This window comes from Virgibacillus halodenitrificans JCM 12304 (assembly GCF_001310895.1).
Taxonomy (GTDB): domain Bacteria; phylum Bacillota; class Bacilli; order Bacillales; family Amphibacillaceae; genus Virgibacillus_Q; species Virgibacillus_Q halodenitrificans.
In genome coordinates this window covers 1-26,524 of the sequence record NZ_BAZS01000010.1, presented here as the reverse complement: position 1 = coordinate 26,524, position 26,524 = coordinate 1, and the positions used below count along the sequence as shown (strand labels likewise).

Below are 26,524 nucleotides of genomic sequence, written 5' to 3'. Positions count from 1 at the left end.
CGGTAGCAATTCACACACTTTTCAGCTTCTATTTACTGCTTTCCTATAAGTCATATACATTGCATAAATAACAATAACAATCACTGGGACAAAAATGAACAACTCAAAGAACGGCAGCACACCTATACATAGAAGAAGTGATAATAAAGAAGACCACCAAGCAAGGCTGCGATTTGTAAGGAGTTTTACACCAGCTGCCATAGAAAAAATATAAACAAAGATTCCGAGTGAAGTAGGAATAAAGAGTAGCTCCTGAAACGTTATGTTCAGCATCTCCGTGATCAACACGCCTCCTATAGCAAATAATATCACAAAGGCAACCATTCTTCTTGGCACTTGGGTACGAGCATGCACGACAGACAATATCTTTGGAAACGCCCCATCTCTGCTTAACGAATACCCCAATTGAGTCAAACTTGCTACAAATGCATTAGAGGTTCCAATACAAATGAGGACTGCCACCACAGCTGTAATAAGCTGTGCCTCCACTCCGATAGTTTCTCCCATCAACACGCCAATTGGCGAAAGATTATGTTGAAGACTTCCATACGTATGTGTAGCGACAGTAACAAAACTTAATGCCAAATAGAGAATGCCTACAATAACGGCACTTATCATCGTACTTTTCACAATGATTTTATCCGGACGTTTAAAATAAGGAGCAAGATTGCAAATAGCCTCCCATCCGAAAAACGCCCAAAAAATGACTGTTATAGCTGTTCCCACCGAATACCATCCATTTGGGGCTATCGGCTGAAAATGGGCTAAATCTATATATGGAAGAGAAGCGACAACAGTTAGAATAAGTAGTAGAAATAAAGCTGTACTGAATATAAATGCAACTTTTCCGCTTACTTTCATTCCATTATAGTTGGCAAGACCAGCAATTACCAAGATCAAAATGGCGATCCATACCCTCGAAAAATCAGAAAGATCAAATGCCTGACTAAAATAAAATGCACCTGTCAAAGATACAATCGTTTGTCCGACAGCAGCAGTTACAAAATAGAACCAGCCAACCATATTTCCAGAATGAAATCCAAATGATTTCCTTACAAATGTCGCTGCACCTCCAGCATCAGGGTATTTCTTGGCTAGACATGCAAATGAATAAGCCAGAGGAAAACTAAGTAAAATCACAATTGTCCATGACAGTAACGATGCTGGTCCTGCAAGAGAAGCCGTCACACCTGTCAAAAATAATACACCCGATCCCAATATTGTAGCAATATATAGTGCGACTCCTTCTTGTAAACCAATAGTACGTTGATCCATAACCATCCCTCCCTTTCTCTTTCTACCATAGCAGTTTTCATGTCCTCATTCCTTTCCATTTTTGCGTTCTAATTCCAAGAGGAAATTTAACTAGAAGCGTAAGGGATGGGATCCCATTGGGTAGTATCAGAAGGATGATTTTATATGGAGAGTTATCTTTCATGATCTTGAGTTTTGATTAGTCTAAATTTGCAGGTGGCATATTGATAAGCAAAAAAACACCAGCTACTGGCATTTAGTAGCTGATGTTCGTACTATCATTATTCCATGTTACATAGCAACCGCAGACATTCCGCCATCTACAACAATTTGTGTGCCTGTCATGTAGCCAGAAGCATCGGATGCCAAGAATACACATGCACCGATAAGATCTTTCGGACTTCCTAACCGGTTAAGTGGTGTGTTATTTAAAACCTTCTCCAACCGCTCATCTCTCGCTTTGGAGGATTTTAATAGTCCTGTATCAATAAATCCTGGGCAGATCGCATTAATATTTAAATTATATTCACTTAAGTCTGCAGCCATTGTTTTGGTTAACTGCAATACCCCACCTTTACTTGCATTATAAGGTGCTGTATCACTAAGTGCCATAAATCCGCCAACGGAAGCCATGTTAATAATTTTCCCATAGTTCCGTGGGATCATTTTTTCTACGACCGCTTTGGACATAAGGAATTGGCTATTTAAGTTAACCCCGATAATTTTCTTCCAATCCTCTTCGGTTACTTCGCGAAATGGTTTTGGTGCATTAATACCAGCATTGTTTACAAGAATATCAATTTTTCCAAATGTGGTTTCTACTTCATCGACCATTGTTTGTATTTTTTCACTATCTGTTACATCAATACCGTATAGCTTAACTTCTGTGCCAGTTGCTTCTTTTATTTTTGCTGCGGTATCCTTTAAATTATCTTCTAAAATATCAACAAGTACGAGACTAGCACCAGCTTCAGCTAAAGCTATTGCATATGCTTGCCCAATACCACGTGCACTTCCTGTAACGATAGCTACTTTCTCTTTTAATGAAAACATACCTAACATTGTTTCTCCTCCTTATTTTTTCGCAATACGGATTTATAGCAATCCGATTAAATACCAATACGGAATAGCGATAAGGGCAATAAATGCCACATTTAAAACCATCTGTATGGAAAAATATTTTAAGAATTGCTTATATGTCATTGCCATATAACTGAATAGCAATAATGGCAATGTAGACTCATATGGCAGTAATAATTGATATAGTCCATGTGAAAATGAATAAGCTAATGGTAATGGACTAATATCCAATGATTGAGAAAGCTCAGCTAATGGAATTGCCATTGTAGCTGAAGCGGCAAATGGTGTAAGAACAAAGTTTACAACTACAGATAACACCCATGTTGCAATAACTGTAAATGTTGTTCCTCCTATCGTCATTAACGGGAACAACGATTCAGAGATAAACTTTCCTGCACCTACTACTGCAGATACTTGTCCTATTGCCATCGTAGCTGTAATAAAAAAGATCATACCAAAGTTTGTTTTTGCCATTGTGTTATCATCTGCGAGATTAATTCCCGGTAAAAAGCAGATAAATGTCATCCCAATAAAAATCCATCCTAAGGCAATGCATGAATGGAGCTAGTTGCAAGTAATGCCACTAATACAATTAATATAATGGTGACCTTTTTTTCACTCATGGACAGTTTACCTAATGCTTGATACTGTTGTTGAAAGTAACTCTTTCCTTCAACTTCTTCTTCGTTTTTAAATATTTTTGTAATCATAAAGGCCATAACATACGTCCAGATGATGGTTATCGGCACATTATGAAGGGCGTATTGAAGCCACGAAGCCCCTTCCATCCCTATGCTTTCCAACTGACTATTGAATACGAGCATTGGCTCTACGCCTGTTAAACTTACAAATGAGGCAGTAACTGCTGCATTATATGCACCAAATAAAAGTCCTACAGATCCTTTGGAGAACTTCTTTAATCCGAGTGCTTTGATAATGCCAAATGCCATACCTGCATATAAAGCAATTCGCGCTAAGGAACCAGGTACTAAAAAGGCGACAATAAAGCCTGAAGTCGATAAGGCGTAGATAATCCCTTTATAGCTTCCGCCTCCCCGTAAAATAAACCAGTAAGCTAATCGCTTCATTAGTCCTGATTCTTCAAATACCGCTGATAAAATTAATGCACCTAGTACTAAATATGGTAAATCCTGACTCCATGGAGCATATACATCTCCTGCTGTAGCAACTCCACTTAAAATAAATGCAACGGGAAGTGCTAATGCTACTACTATCAAATTTATTAACTCTAATGCCCATAATAAGATGGCAACTAATGTAATAATAAAGAAAACCTTCATATCTTGTGTAAAGGTTTGTGTAGTAGGAATCAGATAGATAATAAGAGGTGGAATAATTACAATAAGATATTTTAGTAATAGTAATTTTCGATCTCTTGCAGTTTGTTCTGCTGCTTCGCCCATGCTATTTTCCCCCTTTTACGTTAGAATACAGATGACATAACCTGTAGGTGATAACCCCTTATAGATTATGGCACACAACGTAAGGTTGAATAATACGAATTTCGTTATACTTTCCATAGCATTTTTGTTATTGCATTCGTTGTGATAAATAGAATATAGATAAAAACAACTTGTCTTAAGGTTTGATACAGCAAGAGTTATCATCCTTCCAGACCTAATGAAAGTAGGTATTTTCAATGGATTTGCATTTGGATTATATAAAGGCAATTGTAAAATATGGCAGTATTTCCAAAGCCGCCAAACAACTATATATATCCCAGCCGTATCTAAGTCAATTTATTAAAACACTGGAAAATGATCTTGGAGCAGAAATTATTAATCGGCAAACAACTCCGATTACGCTGACATATGCCGGCGATCGTTACCTGCATTATATGGATAGCATTCTTGATCTGTATGATCAGATGAAAGAGGAAATGCAAGGAATTTCTCATCTGAAAAAAGGGCGTTTAAAAGTTGGGGTAAGTCCTTTTTTAGCAACGTACACACTGTATAAATTATTGCCAATGTACATGCAAAAATATCCCGGTATCGAGGTTAAACTAATCGAAGAAAAAACCGAGACATTAGAAAATTTACTGATCCGCAATCAGATCGATGTCTGCCTGAATTCCTTGCCAATTACAAATGATGCTATTTCATATGAATATTTATTTGAGGAATACAATTATATTGTTATTCCACCTGAACACCATCTGCATAAAAATGGATTATTAAAAAAGGAGACATTTGACTTTTCTTTATTAAATGGAGAGAATTTTATATTGGCTAAAGCCGGGCTTGGTCTCCGCCGCTTTACAAATGAGGTTTTTATGAAATACCGTATTCAGCCTAACATCGTTTTGGAGACAATTAATGCGGAAAATGCGCTACAACTAGCAAATAGTGGCATAGGAATAACCATTGTACCGCAATCTGTTGTGGAAAATGTTTCATTAAGTCAAAAGGATAATTTATACCCACTAACTGACCCCGCATTTAAAAGCCATATTGTAATAAGCTTTGCTCGAGATATTAAGCGTAGTCCCGCAGCACACGAGTTTATTAAGATGGCACAAAGCGTTTGCCATGATGATTAATCTCTTTAAACACTTTTTTCTTGTCAAAAATGCCCAACCAATCACTTATAGATTGGTTGGGCATTTTATTTTTATTCAGCAACAAAACACTCGAAGAAATAATGTGTATTATTTTTTACCACCATTTACATAGAAATATTTGCTTTTCTCTTTGTGAAGTCGGTCTCTTGGTAATAGGTGTTCTTCACCAAAATATTGGGGCCTAAGCATTTAACTGCTGGACAATGACAATTGATTGATTTCGCAGTGCTAGACTCCATCCATTTTTCATAGGCGGTTTCCAGTTTTGTATCTTGTATGTTACCAAGTGCGGGATCATCATCACCAAAATCTGTCACAATAATATCGCCATTAAAAATGTTAACATTTAAGCGAGAGCGGCCATCAGGATCATTACGTATCGTTACATTGTCGGATTTGTACATCCGCTTTAATAGCTCCATATCCTCCTGGTCACTGCTGCACGGATAAAACGGAAGCGTACCGAATAACATCCATGTAGAAGGATCTCGCACATCCAACAGTCGCTTGATAGCTGTACGCATTTCTTTCAAGCTTAACGTTTCTAACGCACTACCGAAATCTACAGGGTACATTGGATGAATTTCGTGCCGAGCACAACCCATCTCCAATACATGGTTGTGAATCTTTTCCAAATAAGGAAAAGTGGACTTATTCAGCATTGTTTCTGCTGATACCATGACACCTTCTGTGGCAAGTCGTTGCGAATTTTCCACCATACGTGCAAAGTATTTCTTTCTATTCTCCTCTGTAGGTTTACGCTCCATACGGGCAAACCCAACTTCGGCAAATTCTTCTTCTGTCCCCCAGTTGTGAGAGATATGTAGCACATCAAGGTACGGAATAATTTCTTCATACCGGCTATAAGGCAGGGTTAAATTTGAGTTTATTTGTGTGCGAACCCCACGTTCATGGGCATATCGCAATAATGGAACAACATAGTCTCGCACCGATTTCTTTGACATCATCGGTTCACCACCTGTAATAGACAGGGTACGCAAATGTGGGACTTCATCCAACCGTTTAACCAGTAGCTCCATTGGCAGAGCCTCCGGATCTTTTTGGCTTAGTGTATAACCAACCGCACAATGGGCACAACGCATGTTACACAATGTTGTTGTAGTAAATTCCACATTAGTCAGTGTCATTTTCCCATAGTCCTTTACATCCATATACGCTTCCCACGGGTCATGACTTGGTGTAATTTTTCTCAGTTGTTCTTTTGTTTGCATATGCATTTCCTTCCTGGTCCGTTAAATATTCTTTTCAAATTATATTTTAGCAGACTAATTGAGAAGAACGTCTAAAGCAAGAATTATTACATTTGCCTGTGAATTTTACATTGAGAATTTGTTTCTTTATGAAGCACACGCAGGAGATTTTTTATATTGTAATAACCTGTAAAACGTATCCCCCAACTACACCGAGAATTACAATCAGCCATGCTGGCACTTTCCAGATATTTAATAAACCGAATAAGATAACAGCAAGAGCGAAATCAGAGGCAGATAAAATAGAGCTTTTGATTACCGGATCATAAAATGCAGCTAGTAAAATACCTACAACACTCGCATTGACTCCCATAAGAATCCCTTGGAAGCTAGCACGTTTCCGCAATTCATTAAGAAAAGGTAATGCTGCGATGATAAGCAAAAAGGATGGGAGAAATATTCCTACTGTTGCTACTACAGCACCTAACACACCTTCCATCATTGTTCCAAGATAACTGGAAAAGGTAAATAATGGACCTGGAACTGCTTGGGCCATTCCATATCCAGCTAAAAATTCATTGGCTGTTAAAAAGCCTGTTGGAACCAGCTCGCGTTCGATCATTGGCAACACAACATGCCCACCACCAAATACAAGCGAACCTACTCGAAAGAAAGTGTCAAATATCGTAACTAGTGGGTTATCTGTAAATCTATTTAGGATTGGCAACAAAATAAGTAGACTTATTAGTATACCTAATGAAGTCAACCCGAGTTTTTTAGAAATGTTTATACGAAACGGCTGCACATTTGTTCCTGCCTGATGGGTAAATAATTTTAAACCGACAAGTCCTGCACCTAAAATAATTAAAATCTGCATCCATGCGGTAGGATATAACAGCATAATACTTGCAGCTATGATCGCTATTGCCAGTCGTGTTTTATCTGGTGTTAATTTCTTCCCTAAGCCAATGAGTGCATGAAGAACGACAGCAGCGGCAACAATTTTTAAGCTATGGATGAAGCTGGCATCATCTAGTGTGAAGGTTTGGTACAGTAGAGCGAAAACAATTAAAACGATAACAGATGGAATCGTGAAGCCAAACCATGATACAAGTCCGCCAAGCAATCCGCCACGCAGCATGCCGATTGATATTCCAACCTGACTACTTGCGGGGCCGGGGAGAAACTGACAAATGGCTATAATATCTGCATAGGTTCTGTCATCTAACCACTTACGTCGATCAATATATTCTTCCTTGAAGTAAGCTAAATGAGCAACTGGACCACCAAAGGATGTGAGGCCTAGTTTTGTTGAGGCTAGTAAAATTTCCCATAATGTACGTAGGTTATTTTTTTGCATTGGCTTTTCCCCCTATTATTTAATTTCTTTAAATAATTCATATGCTTTGGCTCTTGCTTCTTCAAGTACTTCTTCACCCTTATTTGTGGCGCGATAATATTTTCTAATCTTGCCATGTACATTTTTCTCAGTTTTAGTCAGAAGGCCGTCCTTTTCCATACCATGGAGAATAGGATAAAGTGTTCCTGCACTCATTTCATAACCGTGTTCATGCAGTTCCTCAAGCATCCAGGAACCATAAATGGGTTCTTCCTTGGCATGGTGCAGAATATGTATTTGAATGAAACCTAAAAAGAGTTTACGTAAGACTTTATTATCCACTGGGATGCTCCTTCCCTGATTTGTTGGTGATTTCGAATTTCGATATCGATTTACGCTTGTATTCTATCTTGTTTTTCTGTTTGCATCAACCTCTATAGAAAAACTTTACGTTCTTTTAACATTTGCATGTAGATGGGGTTTCCGCCGTATAGAAGAAGAATTAGCCGTAGAGGAAACTAATCAACAGCGAGAAAACAGCTGCAAGTCCATGCTTGCAGCTGTTTGAGTGAGCTAGGAAGTTTTTTTGGATGGGAACCGTCCACATTACTGTTCAGTCGTTTTGTTCTATCTGCTTGATCACTTTAGCTGGGTTTCCACCAACTACAACATTAGCTGGTACATCTTTAGTGACTACTGCGCCTGAAGCGATGACGGCATTATCGCATATCGTTACACCTGGATTGATGATCGCTCTTCCGCCAATCCAAACATTATTTCCAATGGTTACTGGCTTTGCATATTCTTTGCCAGAGTTGCGTTTGTTTGCACGTATTGGGTGTGTGGCCGTGTAAATGTGCACCCCGGGAGCAAGCATACAATTATCACCTATGCGAACTTCACAGGAATCTAATATGACGCAATCAAAATTAGCGTAAAAGTTTTTTCCTACATAGGTATTACAGCCATAATCGATGCGTATCGTAGGTTCCATATAGATATTTCCCCCTACAGAGCCGAGCAGTTCCTTTAAAATTCCGGTACGTTTCTCCATTTCTGTTTCCATCGTTTGATTATATAATCGGACCAATCTTCTAGCATTCTCTCGCTTTTTTGTTAATAATGGATCGGCAGGATTGTACATCTTACCGGCCACCATTCTATCGAATTCTTTATTCATGCCGAAACCCTCTCTTTTTATCAAAATGATTAATTTTATACTTATTGTACGTGAATGAGCACTTGCATACCACCAACATTCTCTTCATCTTCTTTTAAAGTAGGTAACGGTATGCTAAATTAAGTTTAATAGATAACTATTTTTGAATAGGAGATTATCATGGCACATTTTACAATTAATCAAAAAATGACAGACAGTGATTCCCTTCCCTCCTTCAACCTCACGCTAGATGGGGAATCGGTTACCACCATTTATGGCGACAATGACATGCAGACTGCGCTGGTAGATGCTTTACGGACGAAGAGCAAGATTCCTGTTTTTGATCAACAGGAAGGCTTGTACCATCGACTAACTGTTGGAGACAATGTTGGTTTTTTTCATAAATGGTTTAACTGCAAAGTACCATTACCAGAGGTCTTTGTACTATTTGGGTTACAAAACTGTCTAAAAAAACCCCTACATAGATGCACGGATTCCGAAATCCGGAGAGTTTATTTTGCTAAATATTTAATGAGTGGGATAACACCAACTGTTTTTCGTGAACCATTACATGGGGTGGACATTAAAACAATCCAAACCTTTATCACTTTGCTGGAAAAGTTCAAGGAACGTCACATCCCTGTCCTTATCCTTGTTGCAAATATGGAGCATGCTCTTCTGCTTGGCGATGTTGCTATAAGCTACAGCAAAGTGGGATACATCCAATTGAGCTTGAGGAGGATGAAGTTCAACCAGATGAGACATCCTTCCAAGCACCGGCGAGTGCCAATTTGTTTAAGGTCCCGGCAAAGGTGGATGATAAGGTGATTTTGTTTGATCCGTTGGAAATTGACTACATTGAAAGTCAGGATGGAAAAGCAATGATGGTCATTAACGATGCATCTTATCCAATGGAAAGTACACTTTCGGAAATCGAAAAGAAATTAGAGGTTTATGGATTTTATCGCTGCCACCGGTCCTATATCGTTAACTTACAAAAAGTACGTGAAATTATTACATGGTCCAAAAATACGTATTCCCTTCGGATGGATAATAAATCGCAATCAACGATCCCTTTATCAAGAACGAAAATACAGGATATTCAGGAAAAATTCAGTCTGAGATAGGTACCATTCACTCCTTCACACGGTACATTTCATTGATTCTACTTATTTTTTCAATGAAATACCGGTACATTTCACCCTGCTGACAGTACATTCCGCCTTATTTTTGCTGATTATTGCAGGCCCCTCCTTTACGATGAGGATAGTTACGTAAGGGAGGGTTTCATTTGGAAAATAGTATAGAAGTAAGTGATTTGCATAAAAGTTTTGGTAAGAAAACAGCGATTAAGGATGTTAGTTTTCATGTGGAAAAAGGAGAAATTTTTGGTTTACTCGGTCCAAGTGGTTCAGGTAAAACAACAACAATTAAAATTCTAACAGGAGAATTAACGCAAACGCATGGAAAAGTAACAGCGCTCGGGACGGATGCGAGCCGTTTTTCGACTGCTGATTATAAATCCAAGATCGGCATTTTATCAGACAATAGTTCCTTATATGAGCGACTATCTATCTATGATAATTTGAAATTATTTTGTAAACTTTATAACGTTCCGCTTAAGCAAATTGATGTCATGCTGCAAGAGGTTAATTTACATGAAGAACGGCAAACAACCGTCTCAAAGTTATCGAAGGGGATGAAGCAGCGTGTTATGCTTGCGAAGGCTCTCATTCATAAGCCTGAACTGGTATTCTTGGATGAACCAACATCTGCGTTAGACCCTGGGAACATGGCACATATTCATCGTAGCTTGCAGAAGCTGAACGAGGCAGGAACAACCATTTTTCTGACGACGCACAATATGGAGGAAGCTACTGCATTATGTGATCGTGTTGCATTTTTGCATAAAGGAGAGCTTCAGGAACTAGATTGTCCGTCCGCGCTTCGATATAAGTACTCTACCCACGCTTTTCATGTGGAAACAGTACAAGGCGATCGGCTGGTCATTGAAAATGTGCCTGAAAATGCCAACCGAATGAAAGAGTTAATTGGAAACGGTCATGTAAAGTCTATTCATACAGACCACCCGACACTAGGGCAAGTTTTTCTAAAAGTAACCGGAGAGGAGCTCGTTTCATGAATGTTCAGCGGATTCATGCGATTTTTGAAAAAGATATAAAAGATTTCATGAAAAATATGATGTTAATCACCATGCCATTCATCCCTATCGTATTATCTTTGATGTATACACGATTTAGCGATGGAGGAGTATTGCCTATTTCCATGTTATATATCATTGTTGGAGCAACGTATTCAGCTGTTACTTCCAGTATTATGATGACGATGATGGCTGAGGAGAATGAAAAAAAGACATTACGTGGACTGGTTCAGTCACCAGCATCGTATGTCGATATTCTTGTGGGCAAAAGTCTTGTTGTGGCGTTAGTTAGCTTCACCTCATTACTTATATCTCTTTTAATAGTCGGAATAGATCCCTTCCTGAATCTTAAGGACGTGATCGCATTGTTGTTATTATTCATCTTCTTTTTATTGCTTGGCATAGGAATAGGCTTATTTTCCAAATCCGTTGCCTCAACTTCAGCTTATATTATGCCTGTCATGTTTTTATTCGGGTTCACTCCAATGATTGAGGCTCTAGGTATTGGGAAAGAGAGTGCTGTCTCACAAGTGGCAAATGTGTTTCCATTAATGCAGGCCATTCACGTACATGAGAATAATTCGTGGGTATCTCTTGGCATCATAGCCCTTTGGAGTATTGGTGCAGCAGTATTTGCATACATTTGCTTCAAAAAGACAACTACAGATGATTAACTTTTAAATAAGCAGCTGCCTTCCAGAGAGGAGACAGCTGCTCGTTTTCATCTTTGACCTAATCCATGAAACTATAAGCTAAAACAAACCAAACACATGCTATGCCAAGGTCTGTCAGAAACGTCTTTTTCGGCATTTTCATTTTATATTTTTCTACCCCTTCAATAGCAGAGCTAATTCCTAACAACAGAAAAATCCACTTCATATAAATGAATGCAAAATCATTGATAATACATATAACCATTAGGACGGCTGTTACTATTGCAATAATTAGTTGAAGAATTATCACTGGTTTTGAGCTTTTTAGGTCTTGTTGTTGAAAAAATATGCCTATTCCTATCACCTCTTTATAACTCTACTGATCTGAAATGCTTACTCCCTCGTTTTATATGTTAAGGTTGTGGCTCTTTTTACTCCTACAGCGGATACACTTAAAGAAAGAATAAGTGCCAAAACCCAGAATTCATTTTCAAAAACAGCTAATAGAATTGCCGTTATGGATAACAGCAAAGTGAGTAAGAAAGATATCCACCACTTTTTATCTTTTAATACTGGCCAGTTCATATTATAAACCTCCAAACCGTCCTTATTTCGTACTACCTTGTTTTCTTTTTTCATAATAATTGCCGATAAAATAACATGATATTAAGCCGATTATAAATGGGATAACAGAGCCCTCTGCCCAAAAACCAGTAGAGGAACTCTCATAAAATGTAAATGTAAGCATATCAATATGAAACAGATGACCAATCCCGATCAACAAACCACTTATGAGAAAAAATGATATTAATCCAACGAGCACTGTTTTAAACATAAGCAGCTTCCTCCCTCCCCTTCATCGTATATACAAGCGATTTCGTCCTGAAGCTAAAAATTACTTATTACCTAACTCTCCTAAGAAATCATCAATACGAATTAACATATCTTCAATTTTATGGTTTTCATTTACGTTGGCTTGCCCTGTCACTGTCTCCGTTTCCCAATCATCATTTCCTTCTTTTTGATACGATAGCTCAACCGTAAAATCATAAATTAGTTCATTGGAATCTGTCTTTTCAAACTTTATATTCTCTACTTTAAATGTGTATCCTTCCCGCATCGGTGTAGTCATCAAAACCGCACCATAGCTATTAACGAAATCCATGTAGGCTGTTTCATTTGCAAAGTAACTGACAAAATGGTCTTTATCGTATTGAATGGTATCTTCTGCAGTGCCTTCATTAAATAATTTTTGTAAATCTTCATTTGGTCCATTCAGCGCATTTTCTATCACTGCTTGTATTGTTTTCACATTTTCATCTGTCTTAGTTTCATCTGAACAGCCTGTTGCTAAAACAAGAAATCCAAGCATCAGTACGGATAAAACAAGTTTTCCAACCTTCATGCTATCAGCTCCCTTGTTTCTAATACGAAGCAAAGAAGCATTTGGTTCCAAATTTTCTATAAATTTACTTTTTATTATGGTTTTACTATTAATATTGGACGTATTCAGGTATTTCATAGTTGGAGGAAAATGCGAAGTAGAATGAGAACAATTAATAGCAGGCGGAGATAATCCGCCAGAGAACGAATTAATCCGCTGCAGAACGAGGTAATCCGCCGGTGAGCAGATTAATCCGCTGTAGAGCTTGATTATCCGCCGGTGAACTAATTAATCGGCTGCAGAGCGAAATAATCCACCGGTGAGCGAATTAATCAGCTGCAGAGCTTGATTATCCGCTGGAGAATAAATTAATCAGCAATAAACTTCCAAGTAACTTGGCAGGACTGCAAACTCCCGTTTCTGAAAATAACGCATAGTGCACAAAATATAGCTAGTTTGCGATTAGAAAAAAGTTTCCCATTCTGTCTTTAAACTTTCAATGAGCCGCGGAAACCTCTGGCAGCATAATAGGAATCTGCGCCGTTGTGGTAGACGAAAACATGTCCGTAGCGATAGTCGCAGAAAATCGCGCCACCTTTATCTCTAATTGCAGCAGGTGTTTGGACCCAACTGGAGGTCTTCTTATCAAATTCGCCCAATGTCTGCAACTTTCGATAGTCTTCTTCTGTTAACATTTCGATTCCTATCTCGGTTGCCATATCGATTGCACTATTATCCGGCTTATGTTTTTTCCTTGCTTCCAGTGCTGCCCGGTCATAACAAATGCTTCTGCGCCCTTTAGGACTTTCAGGTGAACAATCAAAGAATAGATACTCACCCGTGTTCGTATCTTTTCCAATGACATCCGGCTCTCCACCAGTCTGTTCCATTTCATATAGAGACCATAATTTACCAGGACTAGTTTCTAATTTTGATTGAATATCCCCCCATTGAAGATTTGGGTGGCGATCCATATGCTTTTCGAAGCGGGCTTGTAACGTTTCTAAAAGTTCATTCTTTTGCTCAACTGATAATTCTTTTTTGGTGCTTGTCATTACTTTTCCTCCTTTTAGATGAAGTAGAAGTATTGCTAAACTTTCTTTTTAAAATTAGTGTACCACATTTTATAGAATTCTTATCTGTCACAACAGTTTTCCTCATCCAGCTCTATACGTTTATCAACATCAAAATAGTAGCTCAAATACTAAAAATAGTGTGAGCCACAAGCAACTCACACTATCTCTCGACTAAAAGATACTCTCTCTTGCTTAAAAGTTTTTCTCAAGAGTGGTTATTATTTCTTCTACTGATTTACCCATGCCAGCTTCTACAGACGCAACATACGCACCCTCAACTATCGGAGCTTCAACCATTTTTATATTATTTCCCTCTGCCATTTCTATTGCTATTTCTGCATTCATTTTTGCGCTGCCAATGTCGTATAGTAATAGGACGCCACTGCCCTTGTCCGCATGATTAATTGCTTCAAGAATTTTATCAATACTTGTACCAATTTCATTATCATCTGTGCCACCAGCAAGCTCAATTGCAACATCCTGATTGACCTGTCTAATGATCTCTTTTGTGCCTTCCACCACTTTTGGACTGTGAGAAATAAGTACAATTCCTACATATGCCATGTCCTATCACCCTTCCTCAGCGATTACTTCTGCCAATGCTTCAAATAAATAGAAGGAAGAAACAGAGCCTGGATCCATATGTCCGACAGATCTCTCCTTCAGATATGCAGCACGGCCTTTCGTTGCCATCATTTCTTTCGTACTTTCCATTGCTTCCTTCGCAGTATTTACGATAAGCTCAGCAGAGAAGTGGCTCTCCTTGGACATTTGGTCTGCAACTGCGGCCCAAACATCCACCATCGTTTTTTCACCAATTTCTGCTTTCCCGCGTTGTTTCACACCATTTACTGCTTCTGTTATAGCTTGAGAAAAATTTTTATACGTAGCATCCTGTTCTTTAAGACGCGTAGACATTTTCAGAAATGCCGTCCCATATAACGGCCCGGCAGCCCCACCTACTTTGGACATGAGCGTCATAGCAATATCTTTCAGCATATCTGCCACATGCTCATAATTCTCTGCATCTAATTTATTCATAACCTCCTGAAATCCTCGTGCCATGTTAATTCCATGATCACCATCTCCAATTGCCTGATCCAATGAGGTTAGAACTTCTTTATTTTTTTGGATTTTGTCATTGGTAATTTTCATCCATTGATATACATGATTTACCTGCAAATGATCCATGCCTGCCTCTCTCCTTCTTTTGCTACATTTTAAATGCGAGTGCTGTTGAATGCGCATCAAGCAATGCTTTTAGCTCCTTATCTACTTTTAATAATGTCACTGAACAGCCTGCCATCTCTAATGCTGTCATATACTCACCTACAAATGTGTGTGATACCTTTATTTCATGCTCTGCCAAAATTTCTTGTACTGTCTGATTTACAATATAAAGCTCCATTTCCGGTGTGGAGCCTAATCCATTTATCATTACAGCAACTTCACTGTCTTTAAAGTCGAGATCTGCTAATACTTTATCTGTTAATTCTTGCGCAATTTCAGCAGCAGAAGTTAATTTTTTACGTTCAATCCCTGGTTCTCCGTGAATTCCAATACCTATCTCCATTTCATCCTCTGCCAATTCGAAGCTTTGTTTTCCAGCTGCAGGTACGGTGCATGCAGCTGTTGCTACTCCCATGGACCTTACACCAGCGATTACTTTCTCTGCAATATCCTTTACTTCCTTCAAGGAAGCCCCTTGTTCTGCCATTGCCCCAGCAATTTTGTGTACAAGAACGGTACCCGCAATTCCACGACGGCCGGTAGTTGCTGTGCTATTTTCTACAGCGACATCATCATTAACAATAACTTTGTCCACTTGGATACCTTCCGCTTCCGCCATTTCAGCAGCCATTTCAAAATTCATGACATCCCCTGTATAATTTTTAATAATTAAAAGTACGCCAGCACCGCTATCAACAGCTTTTATTGCTTCTAACACTTGGTCCGGTGTTGGGGAGGTAAATACTTCACCGACTACAGCGGCATCTAACATTCCGTTACCGATATATCCAGCATGAGCAGGTTCGTGGCCACTTCCCCCACCACTAACAAGGCCAACCTTGTTCGCTACGGGCGCTTCTTTGCGAATAATTACATTCGTACCCTTAATTTGCTTTAGTTGCTGAGGATAAGCGGCAACAAGACCTTTAATCATGTCTTGAACAGCATGCTCCGGGTCATTAATAATTTTCTTCATCCCTATCCACTCCCACTTTTTAGATGATTCGTTTTCTCCAGGGTTTCATTCTAAATAGAGACCAACTATGGATAGTTGATCTCTATTGGCTTCCTATATCTTAAATGCTCTTGTTGCTTCTACTGCTTTTTTCCAACCTTCATATAACTCATTACTTTTTTCCTCTTTCAGCTCACTTGTAAACGTTTTATCATTTTGCCATTGTTTCGCAATCTCTTCTTTGTCCTTCCAATAACCGACTGCCAAACCAGCAAGATACGCTGCGCCTAGTGCTGTCGTTTCTTGAATGACAGGAACTTCTACAGGTACGTTTAAAATATCACTCTGGAATTGCATTAGAAAATTATTCTTCACCGCACCGCCATCCACACGCAATGTTTTTAAATCAATATCTGAATCTGCGATCATTGCATCAAGCACATCTTTTGATTGATAAGCAAGCGATTCAAGTGTTGCACGGACAATGTGTTCACGCTTTGTACCTCTAGTTATACCGAAGAAGGACCCACGTGCATCACTATCCCAGTATGGTGTACCTAAGCCGACAAATGCTGGCACCATATAGACTCCATCTGTTGAATCAACCCGGGTAGCATAATATTCACTATCTGGTGCGCTATCAATGATTCTTAAACCATCACGCAGCCATTGAATAGCAGAGCCTGAAACAAAGATACTTCCTTCCAGTGCGTATTCCACTTTTCCGTCAACACCCCAAGCAAGCGTTGTTAATAACCCATTCTCTGACTTCACTGCCTTATCACCTGTGTTCATTAACATAAAACCACCAGTGCCATAGGTGTTCTTGGCCATTCCCTTTTCAAAACAAGCCTGACCAAACAGGGCTGATTGCTGATCTCCGGCAATTCCAGCGATTGGAATTTCATGTCCAAAGAAGTGATAATCTACAGTTTTTGCATATACTTCCGATGATTGACGAACTTCAGGAAGCATACTTTTAGGAACAGTTAACATATCTAATAATTCTTCATCCCATTTTAATTCATGTATATTAAACATTAATGTTCTGGAAGCATTGGAGTAATCTGTAATATGCACCTTTCCGCCGGATAGCTTGTGTACAAGCCACGTATCCATTGTTCCAAATAATAACTTTCCTTTATCTGCTTTTTCTCTTGCCCCTTCTACATGATCAAGAATCCATTTCACCTTTGTTCCAGAAAAGTATGGATCAATAAGTAGTCCTGTTTTATCTCTAACTAAATCATTTAGCCCTTTCTCTCTAAGCTCCCTGCATATTTCTTCTGTCTGTCGTGATTGCCAGACAATGGCTTTGTATACTGGTTTCCCTGTGTCTTTATCCCATACTACAGTTGTCTCCCGTTGATTGGTAATCCCAATGCCGGCAATTTGCTCCGGTCCAATATCTGCTTTTCTTAAGGCTTCTGCAATACAAGCCAGCACGGAATTCCAAATTTCATTCGCATCATGTTCTACCCAACCAGGATGCTGAAAAAACTGTTCGAATTCCTTCTGTGCTGTTTCAACAATCTCCCCTTTTTGATTAAAGATGATGGCACGTGAACTTGTCGTCCCTTGATCCAATGCTAAAATAAATTTGTTATCCATTCTATCCTCTCCCTTAAATTAATTTTTAACTGTTTCATTGATTTCTTTTGGTGCGTGATTTTTCATAAGCTCTGCTCTTGTTGCAGCAACCAATATAACAGCAATTACAGCACTTGAAATCCAAAAAGTTACGGAAAGCTTGCCCAGGAATAATGCCTGATACAATAATGCACCGTACATGCCTCCAATTACGGGGCCTACGACAGGAATCCAGGCATATTTCCAGTCAGACCCTCCTTTTCCAGGTATCGGAAGTATAGCATGGGCAATTCTTGGCCCAAGGTCACGTGCTGGATTAATCGCGTAACCTGTGGGACCACCTAATGACATCCCTATGGCTACAATTAATAAACCTACAATTAACGGATTTAATCCTTCCGTAAAATCGTTTGCTCCAATAAACATTAGCCCCATTAATAATACGGCTGTTCCAATAATCTCTGTGACCAAGTTGGAAAACGGACTTCGTATTGCAGGGTCAGTGGCGAACACACCAAGTTTCGCTGCTTTGTCTTTCGTCGCACTCCAATGTGGCAAATAGGCTAAGAAAACGATACCTGCACCAATAATTGCACCAATTAATTGTGCGCTTATATACATGGGAACCTTTGCCCATGGAAATTCACCTACAGCTGCGAACCCGAGTGTTACTGCAGGATTTATATGTGCCCCTGTAAAACTACCAACAGCATATACCCCCATTGTTACAGCAAGTCCCCAACCAATGGTAACTACAACCCAATCAGCTCCCTCAGCTTTTGACTTCTTAAGTACAACTCCACCAACAACACCTGCCCCAAAGATAATCAGGATCATTGTGCCAACTAACTCAGCTAAAAACTCCGACATGCCAAACACCCCTCTGGTATAATAGTAATTCAATAAATAACTGATATTTCTGTTAATTAAAACGCAGAAAAACCCACATTTCAATCAACCTACCTTTGGTGGAAGGGTGCTATTGAAATGTGGGTCTCCATATCTCCGCCACTTAATTAACTTGTTCCCAAGTATAAATGAATTTGTAACCGTTGTCAAATTAAATTAATAGATTGGTAAACAACCAATAAACCATAAGTCTTTATAAAAGTTTAGCCATATAATATTCATCATAGGCAACGTCGTTGATTATAAGCGACTTTCTTTTAGTTCCTTCTATGTTAAACCCGCTCTTCTTGTATAAAGCTATACCTGCCTGATTTTCGGTAACCACAGTTAATTCCAGACGGAGGAGTCTGTTTCTTTCCGCCCACTCCGTTACATTAGAAAACAATGCACTGCCAAGCCCTTTGCCTCGATATGCTTTTAGAATTCCTATAACGAGGTAAGCCGCATGCTTTGTCCGCTGGGTGCTCCCACCAATGGCAATCACATATCCAACTAATTTATTATCCATTTCAGCAACCAAAATGGTAGAATTACTCTGCTTTTTTATTTGCTTTAGTTTCCCGCGTTGTTGTTCCGGAGTCACCTTTCTTTCTCCAGGCTCCATCAGCATGTATGTAGATTGTGCTTCGACTTCTGTGATTAGATTTGTAAATTCTGTTGCATCCTCTATGGTTATTTCTCTAATTAACAAGCATCGGCTCTCCCTTCTCGTTTTAAAACAGCTTTTTTTAATAAAATACTTTAGTTAATAATTAACATATTGGCATCATCAAATTCCCAATTAGATCCATATGCTACTTCCCAATAATAACCGTCAGGATCTATGAAGTAGCCTCCATATCCTCCCCATGACAAGCTTTGTGGTTCTTTAACAACTTCCGCACCGACCTCTTTAACTAACTGAAAAATAGAATCGACCTCTGCTTCTGATTTTGCATTATAGGCTAACGTAATCCCAGAGAACCCTCCCTTAGATAGCTCAGGTGGATTTTTATCATCAATGTCTTTTGCAAGCTCTTCCAGAGGAAACAGTTCAAGCTTAGAGCCTTCATTATTAAAGAATACAATAATTGGAGCCTCCTCTCCTCCTATTACAGAAGCTTTAAATCCAATATCTCTATAAAATTGAAGGGAGTTTTTAATATTTTTCACACCTAGAGTAATCAAATTAATCCTGTTCAACCTACTCACTCCTTTTTTATGTTAATTAGAATTTCGACAAACTAAGGAGATTTCCTTGTTTAATCCATCAAAACTAATTCATAAGCTTAAGCATTTCCTAAAAATGATAGTTGCTAACTAGAGCCATGCGCCTTTTCTCTTTTCCTTTTTTTCTTAATTGCTAGTAGCTCTATATTCATTTAATTAATTTGATAATTAATTTTTCACTTGACTACAACTGTAGTATTGTATTACAGTTGTAGTCAAGCGGATTAGGTTGTATGTAGTAAGACATCCATTGGTAAGTATAACTGTGCATAAGGAAGGAGATTTTAAAATGAGAAAAGGAAAGATAAACAAGGCTAAGATTTGCTTGTACGTAGGCGTAACGCTTTTGTACATGCTAACTGGTTGTAATACGAATGAACAGGATGAAAAAACAGCGTCGGTACAAAAAAAGAAAAAAGAAGAAATTATTACCCAGGATGAAAAATTCGCTGAAATTGAAAAGGAATTTAATGCACGACTAGGTGTCTACGCAATCGATACGGGCACTAATCAACGTTTGCAGTATAACCCAGATGATCGATTTGCCTATGCATCGACCTTCAAGGTTTTAGCATCGGCAATCCTATTGAAACAAAATTCCATCGAGGATCTGGAGAGAGTGGTAACATTTAGTAAAGATGACCTAGTTACCTATTCACCAGTTACTGAAAAACATGTGGATACCGGAATGACATTAGGAGAAATAAGTGAAGCAGCTATTCGATATAGTGACAACACTGCTGCAAACCTTCTATTAGAAGAATTAGGAGGACCGGAACAATTCAAGCAAGCTTTACGAGATCTTGGTGATGATGTTACACAGCCGGAGCGTTTCGAAACCGAATTAAATGATTTTGCTCCTGGAAAGAAACGTGATACCAGTACACCAAAAGCCATGGCCAACACACTGAAGAAAGTTGCACTGGATGATTTTTTACCAGATGATAAACGTGAGCTTCTACATAATTGGATGAAAGGAAATGCCACAGGGGATAAATTAATACGTGCAGGCGCACCTGCGGAATGGGTAGTTGGAGACAAAAGTGGGGCTGGAAGCTATGGAACGAGAAATGACATTGCTATTGTATGGCCACCAGACAGAGAACCAATTGTTATTGCAGTTATGTCTCGCCATGAGGAAGCGGACGCCGAATACGATGATGCATTGATAGCCAAAGCTGCCGAAATTGCCCTAAATGCGCTGAAATAATAATATATACACACATGCCTCCTTAATGACATGTGTGTATATTTACTTTATCAAAAGGTATGTGCCTAATGGACTTTATGATTCTATTAACTTAATTTATTAAACTGTCTAACCTTTTATTGACCCAGTTGTCAATTTGAGTTAATTTAAATTGGAACCATGTGGGAAGGAGTTGATATGGATTGTTTGCTCTACATTTAGCTGAAAGTATGTTTATCTCTTCTTTTACAGTTATTTTGATAATTCTTTTTAAAAAACTATTTCATAACCATTTATCACCGAAATGGAAATACAATTTATGGTTTATTTTACTACTTGCTTTAACAGTTCCTTTTTTACCTGAGCATCTGCTCGACTTTTTGGGTGGCTCCCATTCAGATGGAGAACAAATAAATTACCAACAATCCTCTAATTCCTCAGCACCCTTTACTACTATAGCAGACGGAAACTGGATGAATAATTATGCGCTTTCCGTCAATAAGATGGAGCTGCCATTTATTAACCAGTTTATCGTGACTATATGGATGACTGGTCTACTATTCATGCTCGCACTCGTCATTCGCTCATGGATAAATCTAAGGAAAATAAAAAAATCCTTATGTCTTGTGAAGGATCAAGCGATACTTAGTTTATTTGCACAATGCAAACACCGTCTTCATATTTCACGAAAAATAGTATTGGCACAATCTTCACTTATCAAGACACCAATGACCTTTGGTATTACCAGAGCATACATTGTTGTACCTGCCCATACACAAGTAAAGTTAACCAATAATGAATGGAAATATATTTTGCTTCACGAACTAAAACATCATAAATCAAAAGATATTTTCACGAATTACCTTGTAGTGCTTTTTCAAGTAATTTATTGGTTTAATCCGCTCATCTGGGTTGCCTTTAAAGAGATGCGTCTTGATCGGGAAATTGCCTGTGACCATGCCGTATTAAAATTGCTCAAACAAGAAGACTACAAAGCCTATGGAAACACGATCATTAATTTTGTTGATAAGACTTATTTATCAGGAATTGTTAGCCAGTTTGCCAGCTCAAAGAAACAATTAAAGAAGCGCATTAGACACATTGCATCTTTTAAAAACGAGTCTAGGCTTTTAAAGGGAAAAAGTGTGCTTATTTTTTTGACAGTAACAGGAATTGTCCTGAACCAGTCCTCCCTTGCTTCAGGAATGTCATATAACAACGAGCAATACCACTTGGATAACGAGCGGATCGTGGAGGAAGACTTAAGTAGCCATTTTAGTAAAGGTGATGGAAGCTTTGTATTGTATGATTTGCGGAAAGCAAAATACTTTATCTATAATAAAAAGAAGAGCACACTACGCGTTTCTCCAAACTCCACTTATAAATTATATAATGCATTGTTCGCCTTAGAGGATGGCGTAATTAACAGAAAACATACAGCTTTAAAATGGGATGGAAGCAATTACCCATATGAAGCATGGAACAAGGATCAAAACTTATTTTCAGCAATGGAAAATTCGGTAACATGGTATTTTCAGCGCTTGGATAGAAAATTACAGTTGGAAAGTATTCAAGCATATATACGTGCTATAAATTATGGAAATCAGGATGTCTCAGGTGGAATTGATGAATACTGGCTCGAATCTTCATTGAAAATTTCACCAATCGAACAAGTAAAAACATTAAAAGACTTTTATACAAACCAATTTGACTTTGATGAGAAAAATATTCAATTAGTAAAAGACACGATGAAGTTAGAATCAAAGGAAAACGCCACATTGTATGGAAAAACGGGAACAGGATCTGTGAATGGAAAGCAAGTCAATGGCTGGTTTATCGGTTATGTGGAAACCAAAACGAACACGTATTTTTTCGCAACAAATATAGAAGACAAACAACATGCAAACGGAAGTACCGCTGCAAAAATCACCAAAAACATCTTACAGGATAAAGGAATCTATTAAATTAAAAGGCAGGGATGATGGACGTGACGAAAAGTATACCTAAAATTTCAGAGTCAGAATGGGAAGTGATGAAGGTACTATGCAAAAAGCGCCCCTAACAGCGAGTGAAATCACTTCTTCTCTACAGCCAACGACTGAATGGAAATCAAAAACAGTTCGTACTTTATTAGATCGGCTAACAAAGAAAGAAGTTATTGGAGTGCATCGAGATCAGCGTGTCTATACGTTTTACCCGCTATTCTCCCAAAAAGAGTGTCAAAAAGCGAAAACGTCTTCTTTTGTCAAGCGGGTTTATGATGGCACGCTTAAAACAATGCTTGTTCAATTTATACAGGATGAAGATTTATCTGATGCCGATATAAAAGAATTACGATCAATATTAGATACTAAGCAGGATACAGATCGTCCTACCACAGACAACAAATAATAGAGACGAGGAAGAGCTAACTGTGGCTTGATAATACTCGCATGTGTAAAAAATCACCAATGGCCAATCTCTATACTGTAAAGAAAACCAAAGCTATTTTCTTTCATACAAACACCGGGAATACCGTTTTCCGTTCCATTATTCACTTTTTCATTATGAATATAATAACACGTACCATACGCTTCTTCTATGGCATCAGGTTCATCTTGGATCTCCGTGTTGAACGCCTGTATAAAGTAGCCATTCAAAAAAAGTGTTCGTTGAATGACAGTTTTATGAGAAAAAGAGGTAGCTATAAATATGACTAAGCAAAAAAGCAGGATACTGACAGTAATTTTAATCCACCGTTTTTTAATCATGATTTTAGCTCCCTTTAACTGACGCTATTTTTTCATTCAAAGTAGCACATAACACATAGAAATTAGTCTATCATTCCGATTAGCTTTTTTTCGTTTATATCTTTTCCATCAACCCAGTCTTGAAAGTTTATATCCAAGGTTTGTTCACTTTGTGCAATGGTCGTTTTTATTTGTGAATCTTGATAAGCGTAAGAAATTGTATGAAGTGTCCCAAACATATTTTCATAGTCAGTAAAAAATAACGGAGAGTGTATATTTCTAAATTCATCATACATGTTTTCATGTGTCATTTTCTTCGTGGCCAATTGTTTCATATAATGATTACGGGTAACCGATCCGTCTATGCTTTCTCTATTTTTTTCTTTCAGCTGCCTCATCTGGAAATGATTCACACAGGCTAATGTTGATTCGTCATATCTCACTGCAATATTCTCCGGGCTAGCTTCTACTACAGCCATCTTGCCATGTTTATCACCGAGAGAAAAATTATAGCAAGCTGCGTGTGGGATTTCCTTCAGTAGCTGAACGGCCTCATCGACATTGGAACACATGTCCAAAATTATTCGTATTGCCGTCCACGCAGAGATGCCTGTTGTATAGCCATGATTACTTACAAAGTGTAGACCTGCCACTAATCCATGCTGATTGACCCCATCATGTCTGCCTATCACTTGCAAATTATATCCTGCAGTTGCCAATGCGGAATCACTTTGTACCAGACTGAACAACCCGTCATAAAAAGCAGGGGAAAAATCATAATTTCGTACATAAAAGTCCTTTGTCATGATGGCCGAGCAGCCCATCGCCTCTGTCTTCGGTACATCATATCCACTAAATAAGGCAGCAGCTTTTTCACTGGAAATTCCTACTCCTTCTGCTAATCCTTCTAACTCCTCCAATAAATGAGGAGCTAATGCTGAAAAAATAGATGTGAGATTTTTATAGTCTATCTCTGATCTCGTAACAGATTCAAAAATATCAACTAACGCATTTCCTTGCAAATTGTTTCCAAGTTTTCTTCCAATGTTAAACGAAGTATCCCTAAGCTGGATTATTTTCACGGAAAATTCAGTCACGGAATCCTCTCCTCTCTCCATGAATTGTTATTCTAGATTTCATTCTCAAACTCTTTAATATTGAAAAATCACATATATAGTAATGCCATACACGACAGAACAGATAAAGATAAAGGTTGTGTGTATGCGGAGAAGAAAGTTCCCTACACCAATTTGAGTAATGTTCGCTAGTTGTTTTGCAATTTTATAAAGGAATGGCAAAAAGTATAAGGAAAACAAAAATCCACCTGAGAGCGAAATACTTATAAAAACAAGTACTTGACTAGAAATCAAATTTTCAACTAAACCTCCAATGATAAAGAAAGGCACACCCGCCCATAAGAAAAAGGTAGGAATCAACAAGACGATTGCCATTATTACTAGCATGAAATTTTTTTTGAGTACGTTTAATGTACTTTCATAGTAGAGACCCATTGTATCACCTGCGATTATTTGTAAAAAAGCCATGTATTCATTTCTAGATATATTCACCGAAATAAAACATACCCAACCAAAATAATAATTAATATAAAAATAATAATTCCAGTTCCCTTCCAGCTCAACCCACCCACTAAATCAGACAGATTACTTCCGTGTATGCTGCTGGAAGGTTGCTTTAATTCCTCCTGTCTCAATTTTTCTCTTTGTTCTTAAGGTGTCCTCTTATTCTCACTCATTCACTCACCTCCAGAAAGGGTGAAATTGGTGGCAAATCAAAACAAGGCAATCACATTTTTCTTAATTATACAAAAAATACAATCGACTTGCTATGCTTCATTCACAGTCTCGTGTAGCAACTTATCAGTACAAAAATTTAGTTAAACAAAAAGTTCCCAACTAAACCAAACACTAGAATTAAAATAATTCCTCCAATTAGAAAATAGCCAATAATTTTGATAGGGCGTGGAAATTCTCCGCTATGTGGGATGGGATCTCCTTCCACATTTTGCTGGTGTTCCATTGCATCATTAAAGGGTTTGTTTTGTTCTTCATTATTTTCTGTCAAATTTCTCTCTCCCTTCAACTGCTTGCTACTGCTTCACTGTATATTTAAATATAAGTTCTCCATTCGGGTCTTTCTCATTTATATACTTAAAACCAATGCTCTCATATAGGTGCCGGGCTACTTTATTTTCTTCTACAATACTTAAGTGTATGTCTTTAACTCCATATTCCTTTGACACGATTTCAATAAGCCTGAACATTGCTTTTTTGCCGAATCCATTTCCTTGGTATTTTTCATCAATGATAATTCGGTCTATCCACGTATCTTTATTAGGCCCAAAGGACCCGTACATAGCAAAACCAATTATTGCATCTTCATTATAGATGGCTACTGGTCGCCATTGAGGTACCGTATTTGCTTCGTCCAGGCATTCATCCACAGATTCAATGAAATTTTGCTGGTCCTCTTTCAAGGTTATTTTTCTAACTGCACTTTCATTGCTGTTATTAATTTTTCTTATAGAAATGTTGCTCATTAGTTTCAATTCCTTTGTTAAAAACGTGTATTGCTTGAAAATTTTTAAGTTTATAAAATGGACTCACATATGCATTGAGAGTATGCAGTAGTTTCACAAAATGGATACCCATGCCCAGTTACAGCTGATTCTTTTGTCCTGCGGCGGATTATTTTCCTCTACGGACGATTCTTGCGCGCTCCGGACGATTCTTTTGCTCTCCGGCGGATTGTTCTGCTCTCCGGATGATTCTTTTGCTCTCCGGCGGATTGTTCT

General features: G+C 38.3%; 32 protein-coding genes and 2 pseudogenes. 8 read left to right on the top strand and 26 right to left on the bottom strand.

Annotated features, from left to right (window positions below):
- Positions 1 to 21: 21 nt before the first annotated feature.
- The 4 genes from JCM12304_RS07385 to JCM12304_RS07370 all read right to left on the bottom strand — a co-directional run bounded on the left by JCM12304_RS07385 (position 22) and on the right by JCM12304_RS07370 (position 3,758).
- The gene (locus JCM12304_RS07385) at positions 22 to 1,275 is read right to left on the bottom strand and encodes an APC family permease (RefSeq protein ID WP_060679436.1); all 1,254 of its coding nucleotides are present in this window, start codon (positions 1,273 to 1,275) and stop codon (positions 22 to 24) included.
- Between the two features lie 270 nt (positions 1,276 to 1,545).
- A complete protein-coding gene (locus JCM12304_RS07380; RefSeq protein WP_060679434.1) occupies positions 1,546 to 2,316 on the bottom strand; it encodes an SDR family NAD(P)-dependent oxidoreductase in 771 nt (256 codons plus the stop codon).
- Positions 2,317 to 2,349: 33 nt separating this feature from the next.
- Positions 2,350 to 2,859: a hypothetical protein gene (locus tag JCM12304_RS07375; RefSeq protein ID WP_060679432.1), complete on the bottom strand. Its 510-nt coding sequence runs from the start codon at positions 2,857 to 2,859 to the stop codon at positions 2,350 to 2,352.
- Between the two features lie 17 nt (positions 2,860 to 2,876).
- On the bottom strand, positions 2,877 to 3,758 hold the full coding sequence (locus JCM12304_RS07370) for an SLC13 family permease (RefSeq protein ID WP_060679430.1): 882 nt from the start codon (positions 3,756 to 3,758) through the stop codon (positions 2,877 to 2,879).
- Between the two features lie 236 nt (positions 3,759 to 3,994).
- On the opposite strand from JCM12304_RS07370, the gene JCM12304_RS07365 reads away from it, so the two are divergent.
- The gene (locus JCM12304_RS07365) at positions 3,995 to 4,897 is read left to right on the top strand and encodes a LysR family transcriptional regulator (RefSeq protein WP_060679428.1); all 903 of its coding nucleotides are present in this window, start codon (positions 3,995 to 3,997) and stop codon (positions 4,895 to 4,897) included.
- A 125-nt stretch (positions 4,898 to 5,022) separates the two neighbouring features.
- Here the strand turns inward: JCM12304_RS07365 and yfkAB are convergent, their stop codons facing one another.
- The 4 genes from yfkAB to JCM12304_RS07345 all read right to left on the bottom strand — a co-directional run bounded on the left by yfkAB (position 5,023) and on the right by JCM12304_RS07345 (position 8,648).
- Positions 5,023 to 6,150, bottom strand: a complete 1,128-nt coding sequence (gene yfkAB / locus JCM12304_RS07360) for a radical SAM/CxCxxxxC motif protein YfkAB (RefSeq protein ID WP_060679426.1) — start codon at positions 6,148 to 6,150, stop codon at positions 5,023 to 5,025.
- A 151-nt stretch (positions 6,151 to 6,301) separates the two neighbouring features.
- Complete coding sequence (gene chrA / locus JCM12304_RS07355; RefSeq protein ID WP_060679425.1) at positions 6,302 to 7,489, bottom strand: chromate efflux transporter; 1,188 nt, start codon at positions 7,487 to 7,489, stop codon at positions 6,302 to 6,304.
- 15 nt (positions 7,490 to 7,504) lie between these two features.
- Complete coding sequence (locus tag JCM12304_RS07350; protein ID WP_019377214.1) at positions 7,505 to 7,810, bottom strand: PadR family transcriptional regulator; 306 nt, start codon at positions 7,808 to 7,810, stop codon at positions 7,505 to 7,507.
- 271 nt (positions 7,811 to 8,081) lie between these two features.
- Complete coding sequence (locus JCM12304_RS07345) at positions 8,082 to 8,648, bottom strand: sugar O-acetyltransferase (protein WP_060679423.1); 567 nt, start codon at positions 8,646 to 8,648, stop codon at positions 8,082 to 8,084.
- 159 nt (positions 8,649 to 8,807) lie between these two features.
- Between JCM12304_RS07345 and JCM12304_RS07340 the strand changes: the two genes are divergently transcribed.
- From JCM12304_RS07340 to JCM12304_RS07330, 4 genes are all read left to right on the top strand, one after another.
- Entirely contained in the window at positions 8,808 to 9,455 is a 648-nt protein-coding gene (locus tag JCM12304_RS07340; RefSeq protein WP_256200784.1) for a P-loop NTPase family protein, read from the top strand.
- A complete protein-coding gene (locus tag JCM12304_RS19995; protein WP_256200783.1) occupies positions 9,452 to 9,754 on the top strand; it encodes a LytTR family DNA-binding domain-containing protein in 303 nt (100 codons plus the stop codon). The genes JCM12304_RS07340 and JCM12304_RS19995 overlap by 4 nt, the downstream gene beginning before the upstream one ends.
- Before the next feature lie 164 nt (positions 9,755 to 9,918).
- Positions 9,919 to 10,770 (top strand): ABC transporter ATP-binding protein, encoded by an 852-nt coding sequence (locus JCM12304_RS07335; RefSeq protein ID WP_060679421.1) that lies wholly within the window; start codon positions 9,919 to 9,921, stop codon positions 10,768 to 10,770.
- On the top strand, positions 10,767 to 11,462 hold the full coding sequence (locus tag JCM12304_RS07330) for an ABC transporter permease (RefSeq protein ID WP_019377218.1): 696 nt from the start codon (positions 10,767 to 10,769) through the stop codon (positions 11,460 to 11,462). The genes JCM12304_RS07335 and JCM12304_RS07330 overlap by 4 nt, the downstream gene beginning before the upstream one ends.
- A 58-nt stretch (positions 11,463 to 11,520) precedes the next feature.
- Here the strand turns inward: JCM12304_RS07330 and JCM12304_RS19535 are convergent, their stop codons facing one another.
- The 12 genes from JCM12304_RS19535 to JCM12304_RS07270 all read right to left on the bottom strand — a co-directional run bounded on the left by JCM12304_RS19535 (position 11,521) and on the right by JCM12304_RS07270 (position 19,767).
- On the bottom strand, positions 11,521 to 11,751 hold the full coding sequence (locus tag JCM12304_RS19535) for a hypothetical protein (RefSeq protein WP_218185776.1): 231 nt from the start codon (positions 11,749 to 11,751) through the stop codon (positions 11,521 to 11,523).
- Between the two features lie 83 nt (positions 11,752 to 11,834).
- Positions 11,835 to 12,026, bottom strand: coding sequence for a hypothetical protein (locus JCM12304_RS07320; protein WP_019377220.1), 192 nt, complete (start codon positions 12,024 to 12,026; stop codon positions 11,835 to 11,837).
- 22 nt (positions 12,027 to 12,048) lie between these two features.
- Positions 12,049 to 12,276 (bottom strand): hypothetical protein, encoded by a 228-nt coding sequence (locus JCM12304_RS07315; protein WP_019377221.1) that lies wholly within the window; start codon positions 12,274 to 12,276, stop codon positions 12,049 to 12,051.
- A 60-nt stretch (positions 12,277 to 12,336) separates the two neighbouring features.
- The gene (locus JCM12304_RS07310; RefSeq protein ID WP_019377222.1) at positions 12,337 to 12,846 is read right to left on the bottom strand and encodes a hypothetical protein; all 510 of its coding nucleotides are present in this window, start codon (positions 12,844 to 12,846) and stop codon (positions 12,337 to 12,339) included.
- 467 nt (positions 12,847 to 13,313) lie between these two features.
- Entirely contained in the window at positions 13,314 to 13,880 is a 567-nt protein-coding gene (locus JCM12304_RS07305; protein ID WP_060679418.1) for a DUF4256 domain-containing protein, read from the bottom strand.
- A gap of 213 nt (positions 13,881 to 14,093) precedes the next feature.
- The gene (gene dhaM / locus JCM12304_RS07300; RefSeq protein WP_060679416.1) at positions 14,094 to 14,465 is read right to left on the bottom strand and encodes a dihydroxyacetone kinase phosphoryl donor subunit DhaM; all 372 of its coding nucleotides are present in this window, start codon (positions 14,463 to 14,465) and stop codon (positions 14,094 to 14,096) included.
- A 6-nt stretch (positions 14,466 to 14,471) separates the two neighbouring features.
- Entirely contained in the window at positions 14,472 to 15,092 is a 621-nt protein-coding gene (gene dhaL, locus JCM12304_RS07295; protein ID WP_060679414.1) for a dihydroxyacetone kinase subunit DhaL, read from the bottom strand.
- Between the two features lie 22 nt (positions 15,093 to 15,114).
- Positions 15,115 to 16,107, bottom strand: coding sequence for a dihydroxyacetone kinase subunit DhaK (gene dhaK / locus JCM12304_RS07290; RefSeq protein WP_060679413.1), 993 nt, complete (start codon positions 16,105 to 16,107; stop codon positions 15,115 to 15,117).
- Positions 16,108 to 16,200: 93 nt separating this feature from the next.
- Positions 16,201 to 17,697 (bottom strand): glycerol kinase GlpK, encoded by a 1,497-nt coding sequence (gene glpK, locus JCM12304_RS07285; protein WP_060679412.1) that lies wholly within the window; start codon positions 17,695 to 17,697, stop codon positions 16,201 to 16,203.
- A gap of 18 nt (positions 17,698 to 17,715) precedes the next feature.
- Positions 17,716 to 18,546 carry an MIP/aquaporin family protein gene (locus JCM12304_RS07280; RefSeq protein WP_060679410.1) on the bottom strand — a complete coding sequence of 277 codons (831 nt, stop codon included), beginning with the start codon at positions 18,544 to 18,546 and terminating at the stop codon, positions 17,716 to 17,718.
- 232 nt (positions 18,547 to 18,778) lie between these two features.
- The gene (locus JCM12304_RS07275; RefSeq protein ID WP_060679408.1) at positions 18,779 to 19,276 is read right to left on the bottom strand and encodes a GNAT family N-acetyltransferase; all 498 of its coding nucleotides are present in this window, start codon (positions 19,274 to 19,276) and stop codon (positions 18,779 to 18,781) included.
- 50 nt (positions 19,277 to 19,326) lie between these two features.
- Positions 19,327 to 19,767, bottom strand: a complete 441-nt coding sequence (locus JCM12304_RS07270; protein WP_060679406.1) for a VOC family protein — start codon at positions 19,765 to 19,767, stop codon at positions 19,327 to 19,329.
- Positions 19,768 to 20,083: 316 nt separating this feature from the next.
- Between JCM12304_RS07270 and bla the strand changes: the two genes are divergently transcribed.
- The 3 genes and pseudogenes from bla (at position 20,084) to blaI (ending at position 23,374) form a co-directional block, all read left to right on the top strand.
- Positions 20,084 to 21,004 carry a class A beta-lactamase gene (gene bla, locus JCM12304_RS07265; RefSeq protein ID WP_060679404.1) on the top strand — a complete coding sequence of 307 codons (921 nt, stop codon included), beginning with the start codon at positions 20,084 to 20,086 and terminating at the stop codon, positions 21,002 to 21,004.
- Between the two features lie 182 nt (positions 21,005 to 21,186).
- The gene (locus tag JCM12304_RS07260) at positions 21,187 to 22,947 is read left to right on the top strand and encodes a BlaR1 family beta-lactam sensor/signal transducer (RefSeq protein ID WP_082388003.1); all 1,761 of its coding nucleotides are present in this window, start codon (positions 21,187 to 21,189) and stop codon (positions 22,945 to 22,947) included.
- A gap of 23 nt (positions 22,948 to 22,970) precedes the next feature.
- Positions 22,971 to 23,374: pseudogene (gene blaI, locus JCM12304_RS07255) on the top strand (penicillinase repressor BlaI).
- A 53-nt stretch (positions 23,375 to 23,427) separates the two neighbouring features.
- Here blaI and JCM12304_RS07250 read toward each other — a convergent pair.
- The 6 genes and pseudogenes from JCM12304_RS07250 to JCM12304_RS07225 form a co-directional block, all read right to left on the bottom strand.
- Positions 23,428 to 23,733: a YjcN family protein gene (locus tag JCM12304_RS07250; protein WP_019377235.1), complete on the bottom strand. Its 306-nt coding sequence runs from the start codon at positions 23,731 to 23,733 to the stop codon at positions 23,428 to 23,430.
- Between the two features lie 62 nt (positions 23,734 to 23,795).
- Entirely contained in the window at positions 23,796 to 24,809 is a 1,014-nt protein-coding gene (locus tag JCM12304_RS07245) for a C45 family autoproteolytic acyltransferase/hydrolase (RefSeq protein WP_060679402.1), read from the bottom strand.
- A 54-nt stretch (positions 24,810 to 24,863) separates the two neighbouring features.
- On the bottom strand, positions 24,864 to 25,256 hold the full coding sequence (locus JCM12304_RS07240) for a hypothetical protein (RefSeq protein WP_223280482.1): 393 nt from the start codon (positions 25,254 to 25,256) through the stop codon (positions 24,864 to 24,866).
- Between the two features lie 20 nt (positions 25,257 to 25,276).
- A pseudogene (locus JCM12304_RS19990) lies at positions 25,277 to 25,426 on the bottom strand (DUF6366 family protein); the annotation flags it as partial.
- A gap of 176 nt (positions 25,427 to 25,602) precedes the next feature.
- The gene (locus JCM12304_RS07230; RefSeq protein WP_060679399.1) at positions 25,603 to 25,794 is read right to left on the bottom strand and encodes a hypothetical protein; all 192 of its coding nucleotides are present in this window, start codon (positions 25,792 to 25,794) and stop codon (positions 25,603 to 25,605) included.
- A gap of 25 nt (positions 25,795 to 25,819) precedes the next feature.
- Entirely contained in the window at positions 25,820 to 26,269 is a 450-nt protein-coding gene (locus tag JCM12304_RS07225) for a GNAT family N-acetyltransferase (protein ID WP_060679397.1), read from the bottom strand.
- Positions 26,270 to 26,524 lie beyond the last annotated feature (255 nt).

Excerpts from the sequence above, each read along its gene's own strand:
- dhaM (WP_060679416.1), bottom strand. The coding sequence starts at position 14,465 with ATGGCATATGTAGGAATTGTACTTATTTCTCACAGTCCAAAAGTGGTG.
- glpK (WP_060679412.1), bottom strand. The coding sequence starts at position 17,697 with ATGGATAACAAATTTATTTTAGCATTGGATCAAGGGACGACAAGTTCA.
- JCM12304_RS07225 (WP_060679397.1), bottom strand. The coding sequence starts at position 26,269 with ATGAGCAACATTTCTATAAGAAAAATTAATAACAGCAATGAAAGTGCA.
- JCM12304_RS07365 (WP_060679428.1), top strand. The coding sequence starts at position 3,995 with ATGGATTTGCATTTGGATTATATAAAGGCAATTGTAAAATATGGCAGT.
- JCM12304_RS07330 (WP_019377218.1), top strand. The coding sequence starts at position 10,767 with ATGAATGTTCAGCGGATTCATGCGATTTTTGAAAAAGATATAAAAGAT.
- chrA (WP_060679425.1), bottom strand. The coding sequence starts at position 7,489 with ATGCAAAAAAATAACCTACGTACATTATGGGAAATTTTACTAGCCTCA.
- JCM12304_RS07375 (WP_060679432.1), bottom strand. The coding sequence starts at position 2,859 with ATGACATTTATCTGCTTTTTACCGGGAATTAATCTCGCAGATGATAAC.
- JCM12304_RS07340 (WP_256200784.1), top strand. The coding sequence starts at position 8,808 with ATGGCACATTTTACAATTAATCAAAAAATGACAGACAGTGATTCCCTT.
- JCM12304_RS07250 (WP_019377235.1), bottom strand. The coding sequence starts at position 23,733 with ATGATTAAAAAACGGTGGATTAAAATTACTGTCAGTATCCTGCTTTTT.
- dhaL (WP_060679414.1), bottom strand. The coding sequence starts at position 15,092 with ATGGATCATTTGCAGGTAAATCATGTATATCAATGGATGAAAATTACC.
- JCM12304_RS07315 (WP_019377221.1), bottom strand. The coding sequence starts at position 12,276 with ATGTTTAAAACAGTGCTCGTTGGATTAATATCATTTTTTCTCATAAGT.
- yfkAB (WP_060679426.1), bottom strand. The coding sequence starts at position 6,150 with ATGCAAACAAAAGAACAACTGAGAAAAATTACACCAAGTCATGACCCG.
- JCM12304_RS07345 (WP_060679423.1), bottom strand. The coding sequence starts at position 8,648 with ATGAATAAAGAATTCGATAGAATGGTGGCCGGTAAGATGTACAATCCT.
- JCM12304_RS07320 (WP_019377220.1), bottom strand. The coding sequence starts at position 12,026 with ATGAACTGGCCAGTATTAAAAGATAAAAAGTGGTGGATATCTTTCTTA.
- bla (WP_060679404.1), top strand. The coding sequence starts at position 20,084 with ATGAGAAAAGGAAAGATAAACAAGGCTAAGATTTGCTTGTACGTAGGC.
- JCM12304_RS07370 (WP_060679430.1), bottom strand. The coding sequence starts at position 3,758 with ATGGGCGAAGCAGCAGAACAAACTGCAAGAGATCGAAAATTACTATTA.
- JCM12304_RS07380 (WP_060679434.1), bottom strand. The coding sequence starts at position 2,316 with ATGTTAGGTATGTTTTCATTAAAAGAGAAAGTAGCTATCGTTACAGGA.
- JCM12304_RS07385 (WP_060679436.1), bottom strand. The coding sequence starts at position 1,275 with ATGGATCAACGTACTATTGGTTTACAAGAAGGAGTCGCACTATATATT.
- JCM12304_RS07240 (WP_223280482.1), bottom strand. The coding sequence starts at position 25,256 with ATGGCTTTTTTACAAATAATCGCAGGTGATACAATGGGTCTCTACTAT.
- JCM12304_RS07280 (WP_060679410.1), bottom strand. The coding sequence starts at position 18,546 with ATGTCGGAGTTTTTAGCTGAGTTAGTTGGCACAATGATCCTGATTATC.
- JCM12304_RS07310 (WP_019377222.1), bottom strand. The coding sequence starts at position 12,846 with ATGAAGGTTGGAAAACTTGTTTTATCCGTACTGATGCTTGGATTTCTT.
- dhaK (WP_060679413.1), bottom strand. The coding sequence starts at position 16,107 with ATGAAGAAAATTATTAATGACCCGGAGCATGCTGTTCAAGACATGATT.
- JCM12304_RS07305 (WP_060679418.1), bottom strand. The coding sequence starts at position 13,880 with ATGACAAGCACCAAAAAAGAATTATCAGTTGAGCAAAAGAATGAACTT.